The sequence below is a fragment of the Psychrobacter sp. NZS113 genome, assembly GCF_015864825.1.
Lineage (GTDB): Bacteria > Pseudomonadota > Gammaproteobacteria > Pseudomonadales > Moraxellaceae > Psychrobacter.
This window is the reverse complement of sequence record NZ_JADYWL010000003.1, coordinates 118,533-141,578: the sequence shown is the minus strand read 5'-3', so window position 1 is coordinate 141,578 and position 23,046 is coordinate 118,533. Positions and strand designations below refer to the sequence as shown.

At 43.9% G+C, this 23,046-nt stretch carries 19 protein-coding genes; 6 read left to right on the top strand and 13 right to left on the bottom strand.

Annotated features, from left to right (window positions below; genetic code table 11):
- The first annotated feature begins 52 nt into the window (after window positions 1-52).
- Complete coding sequence (locus I6E61_RS05585) at window positions 53-1,123, top strand: histone deacetylase family protein (RefSeq protein WP_197131167.1); 1,071 nt, start codon at window positions 53-55, stop codon at window positions 1,121-1,123.
- Between the two features lie 83 nt (window positions 1,124-1,206).
- On the opposite strand, the gene I6E61_RS05580 is transcribed toward I6E61_RS05585, so the two are convergent.
- The gene (locus I6E61_RS05580; protein WP_197131164.1) at window positions 1,207-1,971 is read right to left on the bottom strand and encodes an IclR family transcriptional regulator; all 765 of its coding nucleotides are present in this window, start codon (window positions 1,969-1,971) and stop codon (window positions 1,207-1,209) included.
- Window positions 1,972-2,189: 218 nt separating this feature from the next.
- On the opposite strand from I6E61_RS05580, the gene I6E61_RS05575 reads away from it, so the two are divergent.
- The 3 genes from I6E61_RS05575 to I6E61_RS05565 all read left to right on the top strand — a co-directional run bounded on the left by I6E61_RS05575 (window position 2,190) and on the right by I6E61_RS05565 (window position 6,850).
- Window positions 2,190-3,689, top strand: coding sequence for an NAD-dependent succinate-semialdehyde dehydrogenase (locus I6E61_RS05575; RefSeq protein ID WP_227685717.1), 1,500 nt, complete (start codon window positions 2,190-2,192; stop codon window positions 3,687-3,689).
- Window positions 3,690-3,782: 93 nt separating this feature from the next.
- Window positions 3,783-5,066 carry a 4-aminobutyrate--2-oxoglutarate transaminase gene (gabT, locus tag I6E61_RS05570; RefSeq protein ID WP_197131161.1) on the top strand — a complete coding sequence of 428 codons (1,284 nt, stop codon included), beginning with the start codon at window positions 3,783-3,785 and terminating at the stop codon, window positions 5,064-5,066.
- A 341-nt stretch (window positions 5,067-5,407) separates the two neighbouring features.
- Window positions 5,408-6,850 (top strand): APC family permease, encoded by a 1,443-nt coding sequence (locus I6E61_RS05565; RefSeq protein ID WP_197131158.1) that lies wholly within the window; start codon window positions 5,408-5,410, stop codon window positions 6,848-6,850.
- 95 nt (window positions 6,851-6,945) lie between these two features.
- On the opposite strand, the gene I6E61_RS05560 is transcribed toward I6E61_RS05565, so the two are convergent.
- The 6 genes from I6E61_RS05560 to I6E61_RS05535 form a co-directional block, all read right to left on the bottom strand.
- The gene (locus I6E61_RS05560) at window positions 6,946-8,325 is read right to left on the bottom strand and encodes an NAD-dependent succinate-semialdehyde dehydrogenase (RefSeq protein WP_197131155.1); all 1,380 of its coding nucleotides are present in this window, start codon (window positions 8,323-8,325) and stop codon (window positions 6,946-6,948) included.
- 85 nt (window positions 8,326-8,410) lie between these two features.
- Window positions 8,411-9,517, bottom strand: coding sequence for an agmatine deiminase (gene aguA, locus I6E61_RS05555; protein ID WP_197131153.1), 1,107 nt, complete (start codon window positions 9,515-9,517; stop codon window positions 8,411-8,413).
- A gap of 48 nt (window positions 9,518-9,565) precedes the next feature.
- The gene (gene aguB, locus I6E61_RS05550; RefSeq protein WP_197132015.1) at window positions 9,566-10,438 is read right to left on the bottom strand and encodes an N-carbamoylputrescine amidase; all 873 of its coding nucleotides are present in this window, start codon (window positions 10,436-10,438) and stop codon (window positions 9,566-9,568) included.
- Between the two features lie 164 nt (window positions 10,439-10,602).
- Entirely contained in the window at window positions 10,603-12,096 is a 1,494-nt protein-coding gene (locus I6E61_RS05545; protein WP_197131149.1) for a Na+/H+ antiporter NhaC family protein, read from the bottom strand.
- A 173-nt stretch (window positions 12,097-12,269) separates the two neighbouring features.
- Window positions 12,270-13,601, bottom strand: coding sequence for an FAD-binding oxidoreductase (locus I6E61_RS05540; RefSeq protein WP_227685699.1), 1,332 nt, complete (start codon window positions 13,599-13,601; stop codon window positions 12,270-12,272).
- Between the two features lies 1 nt (window position 13,602).
- Window positions 13,603-14,949, bottom strand: a complete 1,347-nt coding sequence (locus I6E61_RS05535) for a glutamine synthetase family protein (RefSeq protein ID WP_197131146.1) — start codon at window positions 14,947-14,949, stop codon at window positions 13,603-13,605.
- 357 nt (window positions 14,950-15,306) lie between these two features.
- Here I6E61_RS05535 and I6E61_RS05530 point away from each other — a divergent pair, with 357 nt between their 5' ends.
- The gene (locus I6E61_RS05530; protein ID WP_197131143.1) at window positions 15,307-16,044 is read left to right on the top strand and encodes a gamma-glutamyl-gamma-aminobutyrate hydrolase family protein; all 738 of its coding nucleotides are present in this window, start codon (window positions 15,307-15,309) and stop codon (window positions 16,042-16,044) included.
- Window positions 16,022-16,669: a cupin domain-containing protein gene (locus I6E61_RS05525; RefSeq protein ID WP_227685698.1), complete on the top strand. Its 648-nt coding sequence runs from the start codon at window positions 16,022-16,024 to the stop codon at window positions 16,667-16,669. Before I6E61_RS05530 ends, I6E61_RS05525 begins: the two co-directional genes overlap by 23 nt.
- An 88-nt stretch (window positions 16,670-16,757) precedes the next feature.
- Here the strand turns inward: I6E61_RS05525 and I6E61_RS05520 are convergent, their stop codons facing one another.
- The 6 genes from I6E61_RS05520 to I6E61_RS05495 all read right to left on the bottom strand — a co-directional run bounded on the left by I6E61_RS05520 (window position 16,758) and on the right by I6E61_RS05495 (window position 23,002).
- Window positions 16,758-18,080, bottom strand: a complete 1,323-nt coding sequence (locus I6E61_RS05520; protein ID WP_227685697.1) for a glycosyltransferase — start codon at window positions 18,078-18,080, stop codon at window positions 16,758-16,760.
- Window positions 18,081-18,221: 141 nt separating this feature from the next.
- On the bottom strand, window positions 18,222-19,094 hold the full coding sequence (locus I6E61_RS05515; protein ID WP_197131137.1) for a TIGR03915 family putative DNA repair protein: 873 nt from the start codon (window positions 19,092-19,094) through the stop codon (window positions 18,222-18,224).
- A gap of 79 nt (window positions 19,095-19,173) precedes the next feature.
- Window positions 19,174-20,442 carry a putative DNA modification/repair radical SAM protein gene (locus I6E61_RS05510; protein ID WP_197131134.1) on the bottom strand — a complete coding sequence of 423 codons (1,269 nt, stop codon included), beginning with the start codon at window positions 20,440-20,442 and terminating at the stop codon, window positions 19,174-19,176.
- 137 nt (window positions 20,443-20,579) lie between these two features.
- On the bottom strand, window positions 20,580-21,194 hold the full coding sequence (locus tag I6E61_RS05505) for a hypothetical protein (RefSeq protein ID WP_197131131.1): 615 nt from the start codon (window positions 21,192-21,194) through the stop codon (window positions 20,580-20,582).
- 148 nt (window positions 21,195-21,342) lie between these two features.
- Window positions 21,343-21,840 (bottom strand): hypothetical protein, encoded by a 498-nt coding sequence (locus I6E61_RS05500; protein WP_197131128.1) that lies wholly within the window; start codon window positions 21,838-21,840, stop codon window positions 21,343-21,345.
- A 190-nt stretch (window positions 21,841-22,030) separates the two neighbouring features.
- Window positions 22,031-23,002 (bottom strand): hypothetical protein, encoded by a 972-nt coding sequence (locus I6E61_RS05495; RefSeq protein ID WP_227685696.1) that lies wholly within the window; start codon window positions 23,000-23,002, stop codon window positions 22,031-22,033.
- Between the last annotated feature and the right edge of the window lie 44 nt (window positions 23,003-23,046).

The following is a 23,046-nucleotide window of genomic DNA, read 5'->3' as shown; positions in this document are numbered from 1 at the left end:
AATAAAATAGAATATCTCAAACATGTTGGTGTCCAACAAAGGAGTGTTAAATATGAAGATCTATAGTCATAAAAATTTAAGCCTGCATAGACCGCTCCCTTATTTTTCTTACGGAAAGATGCATGAGCCGTTAGAGATACCAGAACGTATGGTTGAGTTTTTAAAAGCACCAGCGGCGTTAGGTTTAGAAGTGACTACAGCGACTGACATTGGCATCGGGCCAATATTAGCGGTACATGACTTCGGTTATGTTGAATTTCTTAAGCATGGCTATGATGAATGGATAGCAGTAGAGGAAGACTTGGGCGCGCAGGTGCAGACGGGGATTTTTGTGCCTTATGACAATCCCGGTATTGGCATCATGGCAAAAGCGGCGAAGTATCAAGCAGATGACAGTGCGCCAATCAGTGAGCATTCTTGGACGTCTATCTATTGGTCGGCACAGACCGCGCTCAACGCTGCTGAAGCCCTGTTAAATGATAAGGCATCAGACATCGAGCGTGCCGACAGTCATATACAGCTTTGTTTTTCACGGCCACCTGGACATCATGCACGTAAGAGTGCGGCTGGCGGGTTCTGTTATCTTAATAACGCTGCCATCATCGCTGAACATTTACGCCAAAAATATAAAAAAATCGCCATTATCGATACGGATATGCACCATGGACAGGGTATCCAAGAAATATTTTATGATCGCAAAGACGTGCTATATACATCGGTACATGGTGATCCTGTTAATTTCTACCCAGCAGTGACAGGGCACGCGTTTGAAAAAGGTATAGGCGAAGGTGAGGGTTACAACATCAATTTCCCGATGCCGCATGGCACCGATGAAGCTGGGTTTTTTGAGTATGTTGATAAATCTATCGAAGCGATGATGCTATTTGATCCTGACGTTATCGTTCATGTATTGGGCTTTGATGTTTATGAGAACGACCCAGAAGCGAAATGTGCCGTGAGTACGGAAGGCTTTAAAATATTGGCACAAAAGATGAAAGCACTAAATACGCCATTGATTGTCTTAGTCGAGGGTGGTTATTACATTCAAAAGCTCAATGACAATTTGCAAGCATTTTTATCAGGGCTTATCTCAGAAGACAACAGTAATAGCCAGCTGACATAATCAATCTAACTTAAAGCTCAGTAGCATCAGAGAGCAAGGAAATTGGTTGCAGGGTTCGTCGTAACAGACCCTGCATCTACTGCTTATGAATGAGTAATTAACCCCAAACGCTGTTCAATTTGCTCAGCCAATTCAATCAATACCGCACTTACTTCCTCGCGTCTAATCTCATACTCTCCCTGCAAAAAACTTACCGCCATACCAGCGATGGCAATGCCTGATGCATTACGAATGTAGGTGCCCAAGCAGTACATGCCGTCACGTAGTTGCCCATCGTCCAGTGAGATGCGACTCTCATGAATATCGTTAAGCTCATCAGCCAAATGCTCAAAGTTATCGACCCCATTTTGAGTGATTGGCGTAGGAAATACTCCTTCGTACAACGAATGAATACTGTCCATCGTCAAGGTAGATAGCATGGCTTTGCCCGTGGCAGAAAACACCGCAGGCACACGAACACCTGCACGGAAAGTAAAACCGAGCGGGGCAGGTGATTCATGACATGCTAAAAATACCACTTCTCCCAAATCCAGCTTTGATAAGGTAACCGTATGTTGGAGTAGCACAGGATACTGCACGATAAGGTCTTTGAATAACTGTATGACCCCTTGTTGCTGCTCATACTTACCAGCCCAGTACATGAGATATGAGCCCAGATGAAAGCGACTATCGGCATCTTTATAAATGACGTGTTTGCTTAATAGGCTTTGCAAAATATTGTGGGTAGAGCTGCGAGGCAGTTCAAGCTGCTTAGCAATATGAGCAGCAGTTAGTGGTTGAGGGCTGTCAGTAATTAAATCTAGAATCTGAAACGTTTTGTCCAAGGCTGGAACGGCAGTTGTGCTCATAAAGTGACCAAAAAAGTAAAGTGAGGAAGACGTAATTAGGATAATAGCAAAAATTTCAATTAAAAAAGGAATAAGGGTTGCAAAGTGTCTCGTATCATTCCTATAATGATGTCTCACATATGGAATTGTTGTACAGTATATTGAACAATAGGTAGTTTATCAATAACTGTTTTACTCCTCTATCAAGTGGTCATCTTATTAAAAGTTATAAATTGGCAATGAGCTTGCCGACAAGGAGCATTACTATGACAAAGCCCACAGCAAATATAAAATTATCCAATCCAGATCTACTCAAACAACAATGCTTAGTTAAAGATGGTTGGCATGGTGCTAGTGATCAAGAAACCCTCGACGTGAATAATCCATTTAATGGTGACATCATTGGCACAGTACCAAGCCTTACCACCCAAGACGTTAATGGCGCTGTTGCTTATTCTCATGAAGCGCAAATTGCGTGGGCAGCCAAGACTGCAAAAGAGCGTTCAGAGCTGTTGCAAAAATGGGCAGACCTCATCGATGCCAATAAAGAAGATCTCGCTATCATTATGACGGCTGAGCAAGGTAAGCCTTTGACTGAATCACGCGGCGAAATTGGCTATGCTAATAGCTTCATTCGCTGGTTTGCAGAAGAAGGTAAGCGTGTCTATGGCGACGTGATTCTTGCCAATAGCACGCAGTTACGTCACGTCGTGCTCAAACAGCCAGTCGGCGTTTGTGCCGCTATTACCCCTTGGAACTTTCCAGCAGCAATGATTACTCGTAAAGCTGCTCCTGCATTGGCAGCTGGCTGTACGATTATTATCAAACCTGCGACTGAAACGCCATTCTCTGCCTTGGCACTGGGTGCATTAGCAGAAGAAGCTGGTATTCCAGCAGGCGTTATACAGGTAGTGACTGGAAAATCTTCGGTAATTGGTGAAATCTTAACGGGTGATGCACGTATTCATAAGCTGTCATTTACAGGTTCTACAGAAGTGGGTCGTACGTTGATGGCTCAGTGTGCACCAACTATCAAAAAACTGTCGTTAGAGCTAGGTGGTAATGCGCCATTTATCGTCTTTGATGATGCGGATCTTGAAAAAGCAGCGACAGGTCTTATTGCGTCTAAATATCGTAATGCTGGTCAAACTTGTGTTTGTGCCAATCGTGTCTATGTCCAAGACAGCATCAAAGATGAGTTTTTAGACATCTTTGTCAAAAAAGTCGCTGCGCTAAACGTCGGTAACGGCATGGATGAAGGCGTCGACATTGGACCTCTCATTAATAAAAAAGCCCTAGATAAAGTACAAGCGCTACTTAAAGATGCATTAGATAAAGGTGCAAATCTTATCACTGGCGGTAGCACTAACGGTGCCTCAGAGCTGGCATACAATCCGACCGTTATTACGGATATCAGTAGTGATATGGATATCGCTTCTGAGGAAATTTTTGGCCCTATCGCTACTATCTTTACTTTCAAAGACGAAGCGGAAGTTATCCGTGCTGCTAACGATACTATCTATGGCTTGGCGGCTTACTTCTACAGTAGCGACTATGCACGTTCATGGCGTGTGACGGAAGGCTTGGAGTACGGCATCATCGGCCACAACACTGGTCTGATTTCTACCGAAGTGGCTCCATTTGGTGGCGTGAAGCAGTCAGGATTTGGCCGTGAAGGCTCAAAATACGGCATAGAAGATTACGTCGTAACCAAATATTGGTGTTCTGATATCAGCTAATTTCATGATGGCTGGCATGACAACCTCAATCGTAATAACACAGATAGCAATAAATTTAATATAACTTATGTCAAGATAAAAAAGGATATTCTGATGACCACGAACAATCAACAAAGCAACACCACTAACGAAGAGTTACTAGCACGCCGCAAAGCAGTATTGCCTACTGGGCTTGGTGTAGCGTTTCCTATTTTTGCCGCTAAAGCAAAAAACTCGGAAGTTTGGGATGTTGAAGGCAAACGTTATATTGACTTTGTTGGTGGTATCTCGGTATTGAATACCGGCCATAGCCATCCAAAAATCACCCAGCGTGTGCATGAGCAAATTGACAAATTTACGCATACCGCAGCGCAAATGATTAACTATGAAATCTATGTTGATCTAGCAGAGAAACTGTGTGAAAAAGCGCCTATTACTGGCCCGACAAAAGCATTTTTCTTAACCACAGGTGCTGAAGCAGTAGAGAACACCATCAAAATTGCCCGTGCAAAGACAGGTCGCCCTGGTGTGATTTCTTTTGTGGGTGGTTGGCATGGTCGCACGCTTATGTGTATGAGCCTGACCGGTAAAGTACTACCGTACAAAAAGAATTTTGGACCAATGCCTGGTCCTGTATTCCATGCATTGTTCCCGGCTGAAGAGTTAAATGTAACTGAAGCACAAGCACTGCATAGCCTTGACATGATTTTTCAAGCCGATATTGATCCAAGTGAAGTGGCCGCAATTATCATAGAGCCGATACAAGGAGAAGGTGGATTCCATCAAGTGACACCATCATTCGCCAAGTCATTACGCGATATCTGTGATGAGCACGGTATTGTCTTGATTTTTGATGAAGTACAGTGCGGATTTGCCAGAACAGGTACTTTGTTTGCTGGTGAGCAGTTAGGTGTAGAGCCTGATTTGATGACTACCGCTAAGAGTTTGGCTGGTGGTTATCCTATCTCGGCAGTGGTTGGTCGTGCTGATATTATGGATGCGCCACAGGTAGGTGGCTTGGGTGGTACGTATGCAGGTAGCCCTATTGCTGTTGCGGCAGCACTGGCTGTCATAGAAGTGATTGAAGAAGAAAACTTGCTTGAGCGTAGTGTCGTGATTGGCGATACCATTGCTGAATTTTTAAAAGGCTTAAATTTAAGCAGCATTGGCAACATTCGCTATAAAGGTGCCATGCTAGCATTTGATTTGGTTGATAGCGAAGGCAAGCCAGATACTGCCGCAACTGCCAACCTGAAACAGAAATCTTTTGAGCAAGGCCTGTTATTAGCGTCTTGTGGTATGTATGGCAATGCGATCCGCGTAATGGTGCCATTGACGGTTGAAGATGAAATCTTACAAGAAGGCCTTGATATAATTGGCGGCATATTAACTGCTTAATTTGAACAGCGATATTTTAAAGGCAGTGATTTAAAAGCAATGGCAAGGCTGCCCTTAGAGTATCCACTCTGAGTTTTTAATAAGTAACAGCGCCTTGCACGACAAGACGCTGTTATTTTTTTGCCTACTGTTTTTTATCTTCTATTTTTACGGTTATTTATATCCTTATTAAGGAGTGGTGCTAACACAGTAATTCAATAAAGCGATTTAACCCCATTCATAGGTATGCCCTATGAGAGGGTAAGTACGGAAAATAACGACAATGGGCTATGCCCGAATACACTAAAGCCAGATTAACTTTGACGAGTTAATCTGGGTGACACATAGACAAGGAGTAAGTTATGTCTGGACTAAAAAAATCGCTGGGGATGTTTGATATTATAGCCTTAGCATTTGGTGCTATGGTAGGTTGGGGTTGGGTAGTATTGGCTGGCGGCTGGATTTTATCTGCTGGTACGTGGGGCGCGATGTTAGCGTTCTTTTTGGGTGGTTTGGCAGTGATACTGATTGGTGTTACTTATGCTGAGCTCGCTTCATCAATGCCTATCACGGGCGGTGAGCATACTTATACCCACCGAGCGTTAGGGGTAAATGTCTCATTTATCTGCTCATGGAGTATTCTATTTGGTTATTTCTCTGTCGTCGCATTTGAGGCAGTCGCATTGCCGACGGTCGTTGAGTATTTTATTCCCAACTATAACCAAGGTTATCTCTGGACGATCGCAGGCTGGGATGTCTATGCCACTTGGGTAGGTGTGGGGATGCTGGGTTCAGTGATTGTGACATGGCTGAATATACGAGGCATGGAAGTCAGTGCATGGTTCCAAAAAACAGCAGTTGTAGGGATCTTGTTTGTCGGTATATTACTATTCATTGGTGCAGCATTATATAATCCTGCGACATCGACTGCGATACAAGCCCCAGCGTTTATCGGTGGTGCTGCTGGTGTGATGGCAGTTATCGTGATGGTTCCCTTTATGTTCGTCGGCTTTGATGTGATTCCACAAGCAGCTGAAGAGATTGATTTAACCCGTCCTAATATCGGCAAATTCCTAATCGTATCAATAACGATTGCAGTACTTTGGTACATCGCAGTTGCGTGGAGTGTCGGTACCACATTGCCATTGATTCAAGCAGAAAACTCTACCTTGGCGACCGCTGATGCAATGACCAATGCGTGGCATGGTAAATGGGCCGGTATCCTACTGGTTATTGGCGGCGTATTGGGTATTTTATCAAGCTGGAATGCGTTCTTGATTGGTGGTAGTCGTCTACTGTATGCGATGTCAAAAGCGCATATGTTGCCAGCATTCTTAAGCAAATTACATCCAAAATATAACACACCTGTTAATGCGATTTTATTGATTGGTGGTTTAGCCACGCTCGCGCCATTATTTGGTCGCAAGATGTTGGTTTGGATTGTTGATGCTGGTGGTTTTGGTATCGTCATTGCTTATACTTGTGTCGCTATCTCTTTCTTAGTACTGCGCTACCGTGAGCCTGATATGGTACGTCCATTCAAGATACCTGCAGGTAAGCTTGTGGGTATGATCACGATCGCACTAAGCTTTGGCTTATTGGCACTATACATGCCAGGTATGCCATCTGCGCTTACCGCTATCGAATGGTGGATTTTCTTTGGTTGGACGGTGTTAGGTGTGGCACTATATGGTTATGCAACCATTAAGTACCCTGGCAAAAGTGAAGCCATCATGGCAGAAGAGTTGCGCGAATTAAAAATCGTGAATCAGCTGTGGTTGAAAGACAACCCACCAAAGAGTTAACTCTATTTTAAATATCCATTAAAAAAGCCTAACATCAATGTTAGGCTTTTTCTGTTTTAGGACAGGAGTAGAGTGTTTAGATTAATACATTTATTCTATGCGCCAGCTTTATTACGAATCAGCTTATAGTTTAAGAACTCAGTGATACCAAGGGTACCAAGTTCGCGGCCAAAGCCTGAGCGTTTAACACCGCCGAATGGCGTATTAGCTTCGCTACCAGATGGAGAGTTGATAGTCACCATGCCCACTTCTAATTTCTCAGCGATTTCTGCGGCCAGTTCTGGACTTTGCGTTTGGATAGAAGCACCAAGACCAAATGGCACATCGTTAGCGATTTGAATGGCATGATCGACGTCACGAGCTTTATAGATGACGGCGACAGGGCCAAATAGCTCTTGACGATAGACATCCATTGACTCAGTTACATCCGTTAGCACAGCTGGGGCAAACCAAGCACCTGGCTTATCTTTTACTACGCCGCCTTCTACTAAAACCGTAGCACCTGCTTGAATGGCACTATCTAGCTGCTTTTGGAGACCATCAGCAGCCGCTTTAGAAGACATTGGTCCCATAAACGTTTGCTCATCTAATGGGTCTGCCAATGTCATAGCACGTACGTTATCGGTGAATTCTTGAACGAATTGATCATAAACGTCATCGACGATAATCAAGCGTTTAGCCGCATTACAGGCTTGTCCAACATTACCAAAACGACCTGAGATGGCTCCCTGAACGGCTTTTTTGATATCTGCATCAGCAGTAACGATAAAGGCATCCGAACCACCAAGCTCTAAGACAACTTTTTTGAGTGCGCCGCCAGCTTCTTTTGCAACCGCTTGACCTGCACGCTCAGAACCCGTCAATGAAACACCTTGTACACGGGTGTCATTGATAATGGTCGCTGATTGCTCATTGGTCGCAAAGATATTGTTATAAACCCCATCAGGCATGCCTGCGTCTTTCATGATATTGACGATAATTTCGGCTGTCTTAGGGCATTGCGGTGCATGCTTTAGAATAATAGTGTTACCCGCCATGGCGTTTGGCGCGACGAAGCGTGCTACTTGGTAATGTGGATAGTTCCAAGGCATGATGCCTAGCAGTGCGCCTACAGGGCGTTTCTCTACAGAAGCCGTTCCTGTATCAACGTCGATGGTGTTAGGCGCTAATAGCTGCTCAGCGTTGTCTGCGTAGTAGCGATAGATGTCAGCGACCAGACCAATCTCACCTTTTGCTTGAGCGACTGGTTTACCCATCTCGTTGGCGACGATACGTGCTAGCTCTTCTTGACGGTCAAGATAGATATCAGCGACTTTATGGAGTAGCGCACTGCGCTCACTTAGCGGAACGTGACGCCAGCTTTGATAAGCTGTATCTGCTTGCTCAATCACTTGTTGGATATCTTGTTCGGTTGCCGTAGGGTAGGTAGCTTCGAGTTCGCCTGTGGCTGGGTTGTTTACTTGATAATCGCTCATAAAAAGTCCTTTTGTTTACATTTTATTTTTGGTTATGTTTAAAAGCTTGTATTTAAAAAGCTACGTATAAAATATATAAATCTCGTTATTGCGCGTTGGCGATTGGCTGCTGCTGAGTAATACAGTGGATATTGCCGCCGCCAAACACAATCTCTTTCGTCCGTACTCCAACTACCTGATGCTGAGGGAAGATTTTTTCAAGCTGCTCAATCGCTAAACTGTCATTAATATCATCATACTGCGGCACAATGACACCGCCGTTACAAATAAGAAAGTTAGCATAAGAGGCGATACAAATATCATCTGTATTACGAGACTTAGCATCTTCAGACTGAGTAATATCAGCATTGTCAGGCAGGGTGACAGAATGCTTGGTACAGCACAGTTTATGCACTTTTAACTGCCGGCCTTTGGCATCAGTCATCTCTGAAAGCTGCTGATACGCCTTTTGAGTGGCTTTATAAAATGGATGCTCAGTATCATCAGTAAATAAGCATACCACTTCGCCAGGTCGCGCAAAGCAAGCAATATCATCAATGTGCCCAGTAGTTTCATCGGGATCGATACCATCATCAACCCACAGCACTTTTTCGACATTGAGGTGCGACTTTAGCATGTCTTCGATTTGCGCTTCATTTAAGTGAGGGTTGCGCCCAGGGCTAAGCAAGCACATGCGTGTGGTCAGTACCGTACCTTCGCCATCGACATGAAAGGCACCGCCTTCTAGTACGAAACCGTCTGTACGATAGCGCTCAATATCTAAGTGCTCGCAAAGTCTCTCGGCGAGCTTGTCATCATCATCCCAAGGCGTATATAAACCATCATAATCGCCGCCCCATGCATTAAATGTCCAATCGCACGCACGCATATTGCCAGCATCATCGATTAAGAATGTCGGAACGGTATCACGCGCCCACGCATCATTGCTTGGCATGGCTATCACATCGATATTATCAGGCAGTTGCGTACGACAAGCATCAAAGTCATTAGCATTGACCAAAACGCCAACCTCACTGAACTGTCTGATGGCAGTAGCAACATCTGCATATGCTGCTTGTGCAGGGACGGCTTTCTGTCGCCAATTATCTTCTCGATACGGCCATACCATCCAGACTTTTTGCATCGGTGCAAATTCTGCAGGCATATAAAAGCCGTCTTGTTTGGGGGTCGAACCTGTCAGTAATGTGGACATAAAGTCACCTTATCGCACTCAAGTGGTTATAAAAGTATAGGAAGTGGGTTAGCCGTGCGTGAGCAATGTGCCATACATTGATGGGCGACGGTCACGGAACACGCCCCATTGACGACGCTGTTCTGCCAGTGCATCCAGATCAAAGGTGGCCATGATAAATTCGCTTTTATCGGTTGAGGCTTCTTGTATAATCTCGCCGCGTCCATCAGTGATAAACGAGCTGCCATAAAACTGCATCGTGCTGTCAGTACCATTTTGGCTGATGGTTTCTTCACCAATACGGTTGGAGGCAATAACTGGCATGAGGTTAGCCGCAGAGTGTCCTTGCATACAGCGCTGCCAGTGGCCAGTTGAGTTGATATTTAGGGTTGGCTCATCACCAATGGCGGTTGGATATAGCAGTATCTCTGCACCCATCAATGCCATGCTGCGCGCGCATTCTGGGAACCATTGATCCCAGCAAATACCAACGCCGATTTTGCCGTACTCAGTGTTCCAAACTTTAAACCCAGTATCACTAGGCGTGAAGTAGAATTTTTCGGCGTAAGGGATACCATCTGGAATGTGCGTCTTACGGTAGGTACCTAGTATCTCGCCATCGGCATCAATAATGGTCACGCTATTAAACATTGAATTGCCTGACTTTTCATAAAAGCTAATAGGCAGTACCACTTCAAGCGACTTGGCCAGTTCTTTGAAATGATTAATGGCTGTATTGTGCTCGACTTCGGTAGCCAAGTTGAAATATTCAAAATCATGCACTTGGCAAAAATAAGGGGTCTCAAATAACTCTTGTAGCAAGATGATATTGGCACCAGCTTTCGCAGCTTCAGTAACCAATGCGGTTGCTTTATCGATGTTGTCTTGTTTGTCCCAAGTGCAAGCGATTTGAGTGCTGGCGACAGTAACGGATCGCATGATGTAGCTCCTTTGAGTAACATTAGATTTTCAGGTAATAAAATTGATAAAAGTAGTTTCTTGTCATACTAACGGTTTAAATAGTGATGTATTTAAACCGTATTGTGGTTAAGAAGTTATTTAGCAGTGAGAGTAGCAGTAGCAGTTTCTTTACTCACTATCTAGTGTTAAGCCATCATAAAACCTAATCCTAAGAAGGTAGCAACCGACAGCACAGCACCAAGCATCGCGTAAGGGAACTGTGTGAACGCATGCTGCATGGGTGAGCAACCAGCACCTTGTGCAGCTAGTAATGATGAATCACTAAAGAAGCAAGCATGGCTACCAAATGATGACGCTGATAACAAAGCACCGATGACCAATGGCGTGCTAACACCTAGCGCTGCTGCTACTGGAAATACAATCGGCATGGCAAGGACATATAGACCCCAGCTTGATGAGGTCGCAAAGGTTAAGAAAGCCATAACAGCGAAAATAACAGCAGGGAAGATAATAATCGTCATGTGCGGTGAGATAGCGTCAATCACATACATGGTCATACCAAGCTCGTCGTTAATGGCTTTCAAAAAGAAACCACCAATAACGGTCGATAATGGATATAACATGACTTTAAAGCCTGTAAAAATCGATTCTACTTGCGTCTCAAAACTTAAAAGACCTTGTGCCCAATAGACCATCACGGTCACAAAACAGGTGAGCAATGCGCCTCTTAATAAATCCACTTCAAAGTAAATAGTCGAGACGATCAGCAATATCATTGGGAATGCAAAGTTAAAAATATTGGCTTTGAATGATAACGTACGTTTGGCTTTCACATTTGAAACCAACTGCTCATCGATAAAGTCTTCTGGAACAGGGCTGCCTTCTTTCGCACGTTTCTCTGCACGTTTCATTGGGCCCCAATCGCCTATGATACCGTAGGCCACCAAGAACACAATAAGCAGCGCAAACCAAGCGTAAGCCATGAATGGAATAGAGCTGATGTAGAGTGACATGCCAGCGCCGTCTGCTGCCACGCCGTTTTCTTCTAACAGGCCTGAAAAGTAGACCGCCCATGTAGAGATAGGAACGATCACACACATTGGTGCAGCGGTAGAATCGACGATATAGGCAAGCTTTTCACGCGATACACCATAAGTATCTGTGAGTTTTTTGACTGAAGTAGAAACCGCCAAACAGTTTAGGTAATCATCAATGAATACCACAACACCCAACGCAAAGGTCGCGAGTAATGATTGTCGGCGTGATTTAATGATTCTTTTGAGCCATTCACTAAAGCCATCTAAACAACCACTAACTTCAAGCAATTGGATAAGACCACCCATGAGGCCACAAACCAGAACAATCCAAATAATGGTTTCGTTACCGAGTACGGCTGAGATATTGTCTGCAAATGGAGAGACTAAATCGAATGGATTGAGCATCACGAGGCCAGCAACACAGCCTGCCATCATTGACTCAAAGGGGCGTCTAGAAATAATAGCAATGATGAGTACTAGCATGGTGGGTAGTAGGGATAGTATGCCCCAAGACTCTGAGGCATCGCGGCTGGATGATAACCAGACAAAGGCAAGATATATGGCTATTCCCACTACGACAGTGAGAAAAACTCGCTTGTTATGATACTGTCCTTCAACGGCATCATTGAGTTTCATGTTCATGGTTACACTCCTAATGTGACATTATGGCTTATATAGAAAAGATCCTGTTTTTAGGGTAATGATCGATAGGAAATGCGAGTGGACTTCCTATCGAGATAGTAATAACAATCCAATACATTAATGGCTTCGTTGTACTGCATAATCCTGCAGTGCGTCGAAGCCATTATTAGTACTTATAAGCCAGTCGTGTCTTTTAGCGCGTACCACCATGATCCCATCATAGAGTAGGGCACTCGTAGTGCGCGACCACCAGGGAAAGGAATCCATGGGATTTTCGCAAACGTGTCAAACTCTTTGGTGTTGCCGTTGATGGCATCGGCCAATATCTGTCCAAACAGATGCGAGCCTGTCACACCATGACCACTATAACCATGGGCGAAATACACTCGATCATGTAGCTTACCCATCTGCGGTACGCGTGAAAAAGACAAGGCAAAGTTGCCACTCCATGCATAGTCGATTTTTACATCACGCAGTTCTGGAAAAATCTTATTCATGTTGGGTCTGATTTTGGCAGTGATATCAGAGGGGTCTTGACCACCATAGACCGTACCACCACCGAACAACATGCGCTTATCTGCTGACAGGCGGTAGTAATCAAGGATATAGCGGACATCTTCTACACAGACGTCAGTTGGGAGCAGCTTATCTGCTAAGTCACCTAATGGTTCGGTAGCGATAATTTGTGTCGATACTGGCATGACACGGTCGGTCAATTTTGGAATGACTTTATTTAGGTACGCATTACCGCACATAACGGCTTGTTTACAAGTGACTGTACCGAACTCAGTGATGACCTTGATATGGTCGTCAGCATATTCAACATCAACGACTAAGGTGTTTTCATAAATAGTACCACCACGTGATTCAATGGCAGCGGCTTCACCAAGCGCAAGATTTAGTGGATGAAAATGTCCACCTGAGTGATCGATAACCCCGCCTACATATGCCTCTGACTTGATATGCTCTTGCATGCCATATTTGTCTAGCATTTCGCGATCGTGCATGCCGTGTCTTTCCCACAGCGCATGCGTTTTTTGTAGATCTCTTAACTGCCCATTATTTAAGGCAGCAAAGATATTTTTTTCTTTGAGGTCGCAGCTGATGTCATAGTCTTGGATTAATCGACGAATAATTTTGCCACCGCGTGTTACTAGCTGACCGACAAAATCAGCATTTTGTTGACCATAAGAGCTTTTGATTTTTTCTAAGCTGGCATTTAGACCGTTGACAATCTGACCACCATTGCGACCTGAAGCACCCCAGCCAATCTGTGCGCCTTCAAGTACCACCACTTCATGATCTGTCTCCATGAGATGCAGCGCCGTAGATAGACCGCTATAGCCACCACCGACCACGCAAATCTCAACCTGAATGTCATTTTCTAATTTTGGTCTATCAGGTTTGGGGTTACGACTAGCAGCATAGTAGCTATCAGGATACTGTCCTTTATCTGAGTAGTGCGGGATATTGCGCATGTTATTAGACGGTTTGCTATTTGACATATTAAACGTCCTGTAAATAAGTAAGGTATTCAAGATTGGTGACTTGCTGAGCAAAGCGCTTGGCTTCTTGCTTTTTGACGGCAATCAGAAGTTCAATCATCTCGCTTGGGAATAATGCATCGATGACATCACTGCTTTCAAACTTCCGGATGGCTGAGAGCCAATCTAACGGTAAAGTTTTCAGCTCTTCTTCATTATAAGTAATGCTATTGATTGGATCTGGCGCTTCTAGTTTGTTTTCGATGCCATATAACATACCTGCCAGTACCGCACTGCAGACGAGATAAGGGTTGGCATCAGCGCCAGAGACGCGATGCTCAATACGGCGTGCTTTTGGATCGCCACCTGGAATACGTACCGCTGCTGTACGGTTTTCATAACCCCATGACACATTGTTTGGTGCCAAGGTGCCTGGTGCAAAGCGGCGATAAGAGTTGACATGTGGTGCAAATAATAGGGTGCAATCTGACATTGTTTTCAATAGGCCAGCGACGGCATGACGTAGCATATCTGAGCCTTCATCTGAGCCATCGTCAAAGACATTATTGCCATCTTTATCCAATAAGCTGCAATGTACATGAAAGCCATTACCTGACTGTAGACCAAATGGTTTTGCCATAAAGGTAGCCGTGAGCTTGCGACGAGCAGCGACCGCTTTGACAACTTGTTTAAATAGTATTGCATCATCAGCGGCTTTTAACGGATCATCGACATGTAGTAGGTTAATCTCAAACTGACCACAGCCATTCTCTGCCAATGCAGCATCAACAGGAATATCGAGTTTCTCACACTGTTCATATACTTCGTCTAAAAACTCATCAAACTGTAATAAATCATTGATGCTTAGAATAGAGGTTTTATTTAATCTCAAACCATTTTTTGGACGAATAGGCGGTTTTGGCGTTTCACCTTCTGTGTAGTCAACCAAATAAAACTCAAGTTCCGTGGCCATTACTGGCGTCAAGCCAAGCGCTTTGAATTTTTTGCTGATAAAGTCTAAAACGTGTCTGGCGTCACCGTAATAGGGCTCATTGTCTTCGGTATAGAGCCAGATAGGTAGGAGTGAGGAAGGTGCGCTGGTGTTCAGAAGAGGGTAAGCGGCACGACCGGTAGGGCGAGCAATGGCATCGATATCACCATTACACTGAGAGGATTCGATGACATCAGCCCCCCAAATATCGACACCTAAAATAGATAAAGGTAGTCGGATGCCACCAGCTTGTGCTTTTTCCATTTGGTTAAATGGGATACGTTTACCGCGAAGCAAGCCGTTTATATCACCTGCTGCAACATAGACATACTCGGTACTATTTGTGGCCGCGCTTATAGTGTCACTATTCGTTGTCATCTCTTCTATCCCTGTCAGTCTTTAAACGATTTGGTTGGTTTTTAAACTTTAACTAACAATATTAGATACTTAGCATTAAGTACTTGACGAATTTTAGAATGCTGTCTATGAACTTGCTCAATGTATAAAATTTGTTTTCTGTCATGAAGATGCCTTTTAATATATGGATGAAGTTTATAGTTGTCAATATTTATTTATAATTATTAAAAAGTAATTTATATAACCCATATAAACCAATTTAATCGACAATGAAGTTTATAGTTTACATTTACTAGGCAGTTATGATAAATTTTAGTCAAGTTAAATACCGCAGTATCTGGACATCTAGGTACAGATATCACATTTAGGGAAAATCACATGCCTACCTCTAGACCTATCATCGCTATCGTCTCGTGTCACAAAATGGTGGACGGCCAGCCAGCCCAAGCGGTATATCAAAAATACATCGATGCTATCCAGCATTATGGTGGCAATCCGATACTGCTTCCCTATACGGCTGCTGACAGCGAGAACTTTGATGCATTGGTCGCGCTGGCAGATGGTATTGTATTGACAGGGAGTTATAGTAATGTCGCGCCGATACGTTATGGCGCATCTCATGTAGAAGAAAAGCAGGATTTAAATCGTGACGAGCTGAGCTTTAAACTACTGGCTTATTCAGCCGAATCTGGCACACCTTTACTAGCAGTATGTCGAGGTTTGCAAGAGATGAATGTGCATTTCAATGGGACGCTACACCCAGATTGGCGTGAAGTAGAAGGGTTCTATGAGCAGCATTTAGAAGACAATACCCAACCGCTGGAAGTGCAATATCAGCCAGTACATGATGTCATTATCCAGCTTAAGGGGAAGCTTGCAGCATTTGGTGACGAGTGGCACGTCAACTCATTACACAAGCAAGCCATCAATAAAGTGGGTGAGGGTTTGTTCGTAGAAGCGCTAGCACGTGATGGATTGGTAGAGGCGATTAGCTTAATAGAACATCCGTTTATGATTGGTGTACAATGGCATCCTGAGCTGAATTATGCACAAGATGGTTTTTCCAAATTTTTATTTACGGAATTTATTCACTATGCCAGTCAAAAAAAATCCTGATAACGATATCCCAGACAATGATGAGGTAACCTCTGTTGAAGAGCAGGAGGTGTCTGAATCGGTTGAAAAGCCAGAAGAGAATATCGGTAAAAAAATCAATCAACTGCGCCTTACCAAAGGGTTCTCACAGCGTAAACTGGCGAGACTGGCAGGACTGACCAATACCTCAATCAGTGCTATCGAGCGTAATAAGGTTAGCCCTGCTGTCAACACGCTAAAAGCGATCCTGCAGGTGCTAGACTCTGACCTCAATACCTTTTTTAGTGACGAGTGGAAGGAGCGTAAGGACAGAGTCGTCGTTACACCAAAAGACCTTATAGAGATCAGTGAGCCAAACAGTCGGGTCTCCATCAAACAAGTATTCAATGGCAGTCCGATAAAGAATCTAGGGTTTTTGATTGAGGTGTATCAGCCGAACAGTTCGACTGAAGATAGGATTTCTCATGAAGGTGAGGAGATTGGTACAGTTATCGAAGGCAAGATTATCATTCGTATCGATGACACAACCTACTTGTTAAATGAAGGCGATAGCTACGTGATTAAAACCTGCCATCCACATACTTTTATCAATCCAAGCAATGCTATCACGCGCATTGTCAGCGCGCATACCCCAGCGACGTATTAATTGAAAGGGTGGGGGCTGGTACGAACGGGCATGGAACTATCTACAAGCGCACAGTCAGTAGATAGCTGAGCATTTATAATAGGCTTTCTTAGGTATCGGTCTCTTTTGAGAGGTTGGGTGCTTCAGAAAGCCTTTTTTTATTAGGTTCTGTATTGGCAAGCGAATCGTTCTGCTTTGCTCTAGCATCATAAATCTTGGCTTTATTATTTGTATTATTGGGAATAGGTTTCAAATACTTCTTAATTCTTCTTACCGCTGCTGCATCGGCTTCAGCTTGCTCTTCTGCCAGCGCCATATCACTTAGATTTTGATAAACATTGAGGGTTTCCTCAATCATCTCACGCATCGTGAACTTGTTCGTCATCTCCGGACGAGTCACGCTTTCTAACTGGTTTCTAACCGCTTTACAGAGAGACGTCGCATTGTATTTTTTGACCAGACCTTGCGGATAGAGCGGTTGTAGAATTTCGCTGAAAGCCGCTTGATCCCAGCCAATAACAGGAGTGCCTAAGTGAATCGCTTGCAGCGCATTGATACCGATAGACTCAGGCTCATTGGCCAGTGCCATAACGATATTTGCTGCTGACAACCATTCACGCATGTCATTGCGTTTGCTACCCACATAAGTGATGCGCTCCGCCAGACCTAAGGTATTGGTACGTTGGCGAAAGTCTTCATGAGCCACGTCACCATCTTTATAGTCATCATCCATAATGATGACGTGGATATTGGGGAACTGCTCTTGTAGATTCCCCAAAATATCGATCAACCATTCTTGACCATATTCATTGCCAATAATAGTTGGAAATATCAGCCACTTTTTATGTTCAAGCTCTGGATATTCTGCAAAGGTGTGGCGTAGCCAATAGACTGAGGGATTGTGCCGATAGGGGTAGCGGCGAGTATCGATGCCGCGATAGATACGCTTAATGATTTTTGGTGCGGTATCCTCACGGCGTAGTCGGTGTTTTAGATAGTTTGTGACACTGTCAGAGACGGTAATAAGCGTGTCAACATTGAGTAGCGCTTGTGAATATCTATTAATAGGGTAAAAGCCATACATGGTCGAGACCAGTTTAGGCATGCGTTTGACACGTGCACGGCGTAAGGCTAAATGGACGATCCATGCGGGGGTACGCGAGTGCGCATGAATCACATCAGGTTCGTACTTTTCAATCAAATGGCGCAATGGCGCAACTTGGAGTAATGATAGCCAAGACTTTTTATTCATTTGCAACTGGTGATAGTTATTGCCGTCGCGTTTGAGGCGTCTGACCAAATCATTGTCTTCATCGGCGCTTGAGACGATGATAGAGGTATGTCCATTTTTGACCAATGCACGCCCAAGATGAAAAATACCGCGCTCGGATTCATCATGCTTCAAAGACGACAGTAAGCGCATAACTTTCATAATAGCGTCGATCACAGGTTAGTAATATCAAGTTGCTATTGTCAGTTAAAAGCGGTAAAAACTCAACCATCAAGGTAAAGTTAAAGCGTTTGTTTTTTAGAGCGAGGAGTAAGTCTGCCATAGATACAACGCTGACAACGCTTATCGACGTTTTTGTAGATGCTCAGCGTTAGGCAATACTTGTTTTTCGCTCAAATACTTCCAATAGCGCTGCGGCAAGTACTGCTTGTGCAAGCGTGGGTTTTTACGCTCCTTGATATTGACATTGGTAAAATAGCCTTGCCAAAACTTCTGGTAACGCTGCTCGTCCTCGCTATGAATACTGGCAGGGTTACGCAATACCGCATCATCAAGGTCCGTAATGGTTTGCAGTGTGGCAGGGCGTGATGGCGTGCTTTGGCTCTTGTCATAATAAATGCCAAATCCGCGACTGATATCATAAATGGCCCAGTGTTGGTCTTGATAGCGCTGACGGAAGTGCTCACCAATCAATGGCAATACATTAAAATCAGGCTCCACCCGCGCAAAATATATATCGTCAGTGGTATGCTCAAAACGTACAAACGCTTCCATGCGGTGCTTTTCACGACCCACAGATTTGACCGTCTGCACCAATTCAAGGACGTCTAAATTACCCAAATCTTGCATAACAGAACGGCTAGGGTAATCGATAGCGTATTTGACTACTTGAAATAGAGTGGTGCCGATATTGTCTTTTTCTGATAAAAATCCCCAAAGCATATTGCGCATACCTGAGCGCCCCAATAACTTATTCAGTTTTGTGAGGACACGCTCGGCTTTGTCTTCATCAGTTGTCACGCTAGTCGCTTGAGCAATTAATGAGGGGACATAGCAATCTTGCGCTATGAGTTGTAATGCGGAATCGTGTTGTAGTTTATACTCATAGGCGTGATAGACCGCACTAAGCCAACCTTCAAAACTTGGCTCATAAAGCACAATGCTAGGCGTTAGTTGACCGACAGAGTAAGTTTTGTTTTGAGTTAGTGCTGACATTATCTGCCCTCAGAAAACAGTTGACGTGTAGTGGCTTATTTTAAAAATGAATTATTACGAATAAACTTTATTCTTACACTTAAAATAAGGCCAGCTGCCCGCTACGCTGATCTTTAAACTTGGTCTGCGTCTGTGCCAGTACATATTGACGGAAGTTATCGCGGGTCAAATGAGCAAGGTGCTCGTTTTTACCCGTCGTTGCGATGAAGTACTTTGCGCGATTGACGGCTGCTCCCATCTTTTTGAGATGATATAAGGTCAGCTGATTAAATTTGCGCGCTTTCACTATCTTTTTAGCCGTTTTGGTACCGATACCAGGTATACGAACAATCATCTCGTAGGTTGCAGTTTGAATATTGACAGGGAAGTGCTCACGATGGCGTATCGCCCACGCCAGTTTTGGGTCACAGTCCAAATCTAAAAATGGCGAGTCCGGCTCAACGATTTCATGTGCACCAAACCCATAAAAACGCATTAACCAATCTGCCTGATAAAGGCGGTTTTCACGAACCATAGGCACAGGCGTACCAATCGCTGGCAAGCGACTGTCAGATAGCATGGGTACGTAGCCAGAGTAGTAGACACGCTTAAGATCATACGTTTTATAGAAGTGGCTCGATAGCTGAATAACCTGCAAATCGGTCTCATTACTGGCGCCTACGATCATTTGGCTGGTCTGACCGGCTGGCGTGAATTTCGGCGCTTTTTTATGGGTTTTACGGCTCTCACGGATGGTGATAATCTCTTCTTTTACCGTCTCCATCGGCGCTTTTAATTGCTCATGTGACTTTTCTGGCGCAAGCAATGCCAGCCCTGACTTGGTCGGAATCTCAATATTAACGCTCAAGCGATCAGCATATAGTCCAGCTTCTAGCAGTAGTTCCTTTGACGCACCTGGGATGGTCTTTAGATGAATATACCCATTGAATCGCTCACGTGTGCGCAGTAGTTTGGCGACCTCGACCAATCGCTCCATCGTGTAGTCGCCACTTTTGAAGATACCAGAGCTAAGAAACAGCCCTTCGATATAATTACGGCGATAAAACTGCATGGTCAAATCGACGACTTCTTCGACACTAAAGGCAGCACGTGGGGTGTCATTGCTTTTGCGTGAGGTACAGTAAGCACAATCATAAATACAATGATTGGTCAGCAGGATTTTGAGTAAACTGACACAGCGCCCATCTTCGGTATAGCTGTGACAGATACCCGTTGCTGAGGCATCACCGAGACCGCCGCCTTGGTTCTTGCGTGTACCAGCAGAGGAAGAGCAGGAAACATCATACTTAGCAGCGTCCGCTAAGATGTTTAGTTTGCCCTGTAGTCGTTCATAATTGATGGTTGCCATAAGCGGTATTTACCAATGCATTAATGAAAGACTATTTTACCAAAATTAGCGTTAAGTCGTTGTAATTATAGCTAAAATAAAGAAATTAAACGACAGCCGTTGTCGCCTGTGATTCTCAAACTCATGTGTTTTTAGGGTTAACGAGAAGTACAAGGATTAGGCAACGTTTGAACCACTTCTTCTGAGAAGTATTCTTTGACAATAAGATGTCCTTTTTTATCAAACTCGACGTTGTACTTGGGGTAAGCTGCAAAAGCTTCAGGGTCATAGGTCGAAGCAAAATCGATTTCTTTATCTGAAAAAAATCGGCTAGCCGTCCATAATTGTTTATCATTATTATATCCAACGCTACACCGACTGTTTAGGTCAAAGGTGAAATAACGGCCAAAGTATTGCTCCTTGCCGCCACGACCAAATAGCATATTAGCACCGCACGGGTTGCCACAGCCGATATAGACATGATAAGTATCTTTATCGATTTTTTTGAGCGAAGTATGGTTCCAGCCGTAATGACCTATTCCATCCATAAGCACGGTTTCTATTACTTCGCCATTATTTAATATTTCACTTTTAAGAATATAACCATCATCGCAATATTCATGACCGTCTTTACTCATATATGCAGTACAAATTTTCGACATATAAAAGCGATCGTCAAATTTTGATTCGGCGGATTTAGCCCAAGATGTAGCGCTTAAAATACAGCCGAAAATAACGAAAGCCAATGAATAGAGAGAGGTGAAGTTGTACATGCTGGTAATAACCAAATATTTGTTTTGAATTAAAGGCACTATAGCAAAAGGTTGGTTATTAAGAAATGATAAAGGTGAGTGCAAGCATGGCGAGTACTAAGCTGAGAGAGTTTGACAATGTACCTACTATATATGAGCCAGTTAAGGTTTATACAAAAAATTGCTCAGCCAATAACCCAGCCACCAAGCTACCTACAATACCCAAAATACCAAGCAGTAGAAGAGGAATAGCCAGTATCGTTATGATCTGTGATTGGCTTTCTTTAACCTCGATAGAATAGAGGCTTAAATCAATATCTGCCAAAGGTATGGCATTTCCTAAAATTGCTTGCAGTCTTGAGGTGCTTGACCCTGATACTAGCTTCAACTCGTAATGGCCAGCTTCCGCCCGAAAGGTAAATAGCTCCATTCTACCAGTGGCCAAATTATTTGAGCGTGGAGATAGTATTGAGGAATTAAGCTTAATCTTTTTGCCAGTAGTTGTACTTGAGATATGAGGTTGAAACTGAGCCAGTGGCGTTTTTTTAAACACAGGGCCTTTGTGCCAAATGGCATAAATACCGGATTTGGAGATAGTGAGATTACCAACGCTATCATGGTAGGGCAGCGCTAATAATATGTCACCATTGAATGCGTTTCTCAGCATTTTTATCGCTTTGAATACTGTAAATATACCCACCGAAACAATGAAGAATAAGAGTATTCTGATGGACAGCACGCTCATTATTTATGTTCCTCAATGATTGAAAACTTGGCAATTTAAAATAAGGTCTTGCCGGCTAAAGATTTAGCCCACAAGACCTCATAAAATTTATTAAACAACCACGCCCTAGTTTTTATTGCACCTTAGCGCGTATCACTACAGTCTGGGTTGCACTGGCATCTAGATTGACCAAGTCCCATTTAAGACCAGAGTAGCTCACTTGCGTCGCGGCCGTATTACTCATTGGTTGAATCACTTGATAGCTGTTGCCATCCGTGGTTGCAAGAGTCGGCAATAGACTGTTCAGCGATACCAATTGAATGCCACTTGGTAATGACACCATCGCATTGATACCGTTCACTGGTTGAGCAGTGGTATTGGTATAAGTGGTGTGGTACTCAATAATATCACCTTGAGCAATATGATTGGCAGGTACGGCTATCTCACGGCCTTCTTTATTCTTTAATATTTTCATGACCTTAGTTTGTGCATTGACGATATCAGGCTTACTAAAGCTTGGGGTCAGTTGTAGGGTCTCTAAAGAGACCGTATTAGCTGTTTGATCGGTAAAGGTTGGGCTAATCGCTGATTGGTTAAGCATCGATGAGCTGGTCATGACTTGAATGGCAGTTGATGCATTCATCACTGGCAATTGAGTAGCAGACGCGACAGGCAGTACTTGTTTTACGTTATTAAGTGGTGTGGTGATAACGTTCACTTTGGTGACGGCGTTAGTCCCCTGATTGGTCACAGGCACACTAGTGACGGTGGTGCTGGCTTGAGAAATGATAGTATCGTTAGCACTCTGACGAACAACATAGCTTGGGGTCGTTGTCACTTGAGTCACAGCGTAAGGCATTCCGTCCTGCATGGTGATGCCATTAGGTGTTGCAGTGATAGTCGAGGTATTGCCATCAGAGTACTGCTCAACCACAGTTGTGCTGCCGCTAGCTGATTGATTAATGGTTATTTCAGGCGCAGCATGGGCTGAAGTTGCGGCAAGTAAAGTGCCTGCGACAATCGAAGAGATAGCAGTGGCTATTGATATTTTTTGAACCGCTATTTTTTTGGTGATAAGCATTGATGCTGCAAAATCCATATTCATAAAAGACTCCTTTAAAGTAATAGTAAGTGAAGCAGTAGATAACG

Coding starts and splice junctions, on each gene's coding strand:
- aguA (WP_197131153.1), bottom strand. CDS start 9,517: ATGTCCACATTACTGACAGGTTCGACCCCCAAACAAGACGGCTTTTAT.
- I6E61_RS05495 (WP_227685696.1), bottom strand. CDS start 23,002: ATGAATATGGATTTTGCAGCATCAATGCTTATCACCAAAAAAATAGCG.
- I6E61_RS05500 (WP_197131128.1), bottom strand. CDS start 21,840: ATGCTGAGAAACGCATTCAATGGTGACATATTATTAGCGCTGCCCTAC.
- I6E61_RS05515 (WP_197131137.1), bottom strand. CDS start 19,094: ATGTCAGCACTAACTCAAAACAAAACTTACTCTGTCGGTCAACTAACG.
- I6E61_RS05510 (WP_197131134.1), bottom strand. CDS start 20,442: ATGGCAACCATCAATTATGAACGACTACAGGGCAAACTAAACATCTTA.
- I6E61_RS05560 (WP_197131155.1), bottom strand. CDS start 8,325: ATGAGCGATTATCAAGTAAACAACCCAGCCACAGGCGAACTCGAAGCT.
- I6E61_RS05545 (WP_197131149.1), bottom strand. CDS start 12,096: ATGAACATGAAACTCAATGATGCCGTTGAAGGACAGTATCATAACAAG.
- I6E61_RS05535 (WP_197131146.1), bottom strand. CDS start 14,949: ATGACAACGAATAGTGACACTATAAGCGCGGCCACAAATAGTACCGAG.
- I6E61_RS05525 (WP_227685698.1), top strand. CDS start 16,022: ATGCCAGTCAAAAAAAATCCTGATAACGATATCCCAGACAATGATGAG.
- I6E61_RS05505 (WP_197131131.1), bottom strand. CDS start 21,194: ATGTACAACTTCACCTCTCTCTATTCATTGGCTTTCGTTATTTTCGGC.
- I6E61_RS05530 (WP_197131143.1), top strand. CDS start 15,307: ATGCCTACCTCTAGACCTATCATCGCTATCGTCTCGTGTCACAAAATG.
- I6E61_RS05540 (WP_227685699.1), bottom strand. CDS start 13,601: ATGTCAAATAGCAAACCGTCTAATAACATGCGCAATATCCCGCACTAC.
- I6E61_RS05575 (WP_227685717.1), top strand. CDS start 2,190: ATGAGCTTGCCGACAAGGAGCATTACTATGACAAAGCCCACAGCAAAT.
- I6E61_RS05520 (WP_227685697.1), bottom strand. CDS start 18,080: ATGAAAGTTATGCGCTTACTGTCGTCTTTGAAGCATGATGAATCCGAG.
- I6E61_RS05580 (WP_197131164.1), bottom strand. CDS start 1,971: ATGAGCACAACTGCCGTTCCAGCCTTGGACAAAACGTTTCAGATTCTA.
- I6E61_RS05565 (WP_197131158.1), top strand. CDS start 5,408: ATGTCTGGACTAAAAAAATCGCTGGGGATGTTTGATATTATAGCCTTA.
- gabT (WP_197131161.1), top strand. CDS start 3,783: ATGACCACGAACAATCAACAAAGCAACACCACTAACGAAGAGTTACTA.
- I6E61_RS05585 (WP_197131167.1), top strand. CDS start 53: ATGAAGATCTATAGTCATAAAAATTTAAGCCTGCATAGACCGCTCCCT.